Origin of the sequence: Photorhabdus akhurstii, from assembly GCF_018448925.1 — a bacterium.
GTDB classification, from domain to species: domain Bacteria; phylum Pseudomonadota; class Gammaproteobacteria; order Enterobacterales; family Enterobacteriaceae; genus Photorhabdus; species Photorhabdus akhurstii.
The window spans coordinates 1-2,063 of the sequence record NZ_RCWE01000075.1 but is presented as its reverse complement, the minus strand read 5'-3'; the positions used below and the strand labels follow the sequence as shown (position 1 = coordinate 2,063).

The window sequence follows — 2,063 nt, the reverse complement described above, 5'->3', positions numbered from 1 at the left end:
CGTTCTGCCCAGCCCATCAGTTTTACCCGGGATGACCTGACCATCGCCGGTGGTGATGGTGTAGGGGACATTCACCAGCGGCTTATCGCTTTGCTCACTCAGCAGGGTATAGCGGGCTGAATAATCAAACAGCGCGCCGGCGGATTTCTTGCCGGTGATATGGTCAGTCATGGTGATGCTGACCCCTTCGATACGAATATTCCCCATCGGGTCAATGACTATCTGTCCGCCCGCGTTCCCAATGGTGATTTGCCCGCTTTCGGAGTGCACAGTGATATGTTTACCCACGGTAATTTGCTGGTTATCTTCGATGTTTAATTGATGGCTTTTACCAACGGAAACGACTTGCTGGCCTTTAATGGTCACTGTTTGATTTTGGCCGACTTCAAGCGTCTGGCAGCCCTGCACCGCTTCATCATCCTCGTTTTTAATTATCGCCGCGCGGTTATGCGCCACTTCTGTTTGCTGGTCATGGCCTATCTGCGTGGTTTTATCCCAGAGGATCTGCGTTTTCATATTCCGTTGAGCATGAATAAACACTTCTTCGCTGCCTCTTTCATCCTCAAAACGCAGTTCATTAAATCCCTGTCCTCCGCGAGTCCGGGTTTTAAAGGTGGTCCGGGTTTTCTCCAGCGGTAAATCAAGCGGCGGACGGTTGAGGCCATTGTAGGTACACCCCGTCACAATCGGACGGTCGATATCGCCGTTGAGATAGCTCACGATCACCTCCTGCCCGACGCGCGGTATCGCCATAAAACCGAAACCGTTGCCGTTCCAGCCCTGTGCCACCCGTACCCAGCAAGACGCGAGGTCGTCCGCTTTATCGTAACGGTTCCAGTGGAAATGAATCCGTATCGCGCCGTGTTCGTTCACATAAATCTCTTCGCTTCCCGGCCCGACCACCGTGGCGACTTCATCACCGTCCGCCAGCGGTTTGTAGCGGTAAGGGGGCCGCCAGTCCTTGTTTCCTGGAATAAAGGCGACCTCGTTGGTCAGGGTGGTTCCTTCGCCGCCGTCGTCCGACGCGACAGGTTGCTGCCCATAATGCGTGACAGAGAGCACCTGCCAGCGGTCGTTCATGGCCTCTATGGGATGGGATTGCAGGGTAAAAATTTTGCCCGGACGCAGCCGGATACAGTTGGTTTTGGCGGTGCCGACTTTGCTGTAGTTTCGTAACTGTTCCAGCCGCAGTTGGGTAAACGGTTTTCCTTCCTCATCCCACTGGAAACGCCCGTAACTTTCAAACACCGGATGGGGCCCGCTATCGTCGGCTCGCTTCTGATGCTCAAGCGAATATTTGGGGTTAAGAAAGTTATGGTCTTTCTGGACCGTGCCGTTCGGACACAGGTATTCGCCATAACTCCACTGGTACGCGGTAGTATCTGTCTCGTCCGTTTCCGGGTGCGTATTGTAAGTCAGTTCGATATCCGCCTGCATGCCCAGGCGGCAATCACAGAACAATGTCTGTTTTTCCTCAAACCAGAAGATAATGCCCTCCTCCGCCGCCAGCCGACACCAAAAATCATAGGCGGATTCGCGTTTTTGCGTGGTGTATTCCCGTTCGACATGGCGTTTATAGAGCGTATCGCGGGTAAATAAAATACGATGCTCTTTAAGCAGGATCGTTAAGATTTCCGGTACGGACTTCCGATGGAAAATACGGCTGTCCTGATTGAGCGTCATCAGCCACATTGTGGGGCGGACAGTGAAAATATAAAAAGTCCGACGGCCATCGGTATTATCCTGTTCAGCCCCGGTTATCAAGCCATTAATGGTCCGCTCGGTGACGCCATTGCGGGTAATGGTCAGTGACGCGCTGTCCCCCAGTTGTTCATTCAGGGGAATGTCATCACGTGAGCTAACTACTTTTAACGTCAGGCGATAAAGCTGTGACAGCTCTTCCTGTAAAGTAAATTGCGCTACCTGAAAGGTGGTTTGGGGCAGTACGCCAATTCGGCAGGTGAAAACTAATCCATCCATATTTGAAACCCTACATAATTGAGCCATTATCCTGAGATGGGGATAACGCAAGAAGCTATGCAAGAAGCCATTAAACGAGCCAT

The 2,063-nt window shown here is 52.2% G+C and carries 1 protein-coding gene; it reads right to left on the bottom strand.

What is annotated here, in order from left to right; translation table 11 throughout:
- Positions 1-1,980: type VI secretion system Vgr family protein (locus tag EAE93_RS23760; protein WP_250151182.1), on the bottom strand; the 1,980-nt coding region annotated here is incomplete at its 3' end.
- Positions 1,981-2,063: the final 83 nt, after the last annotated feature.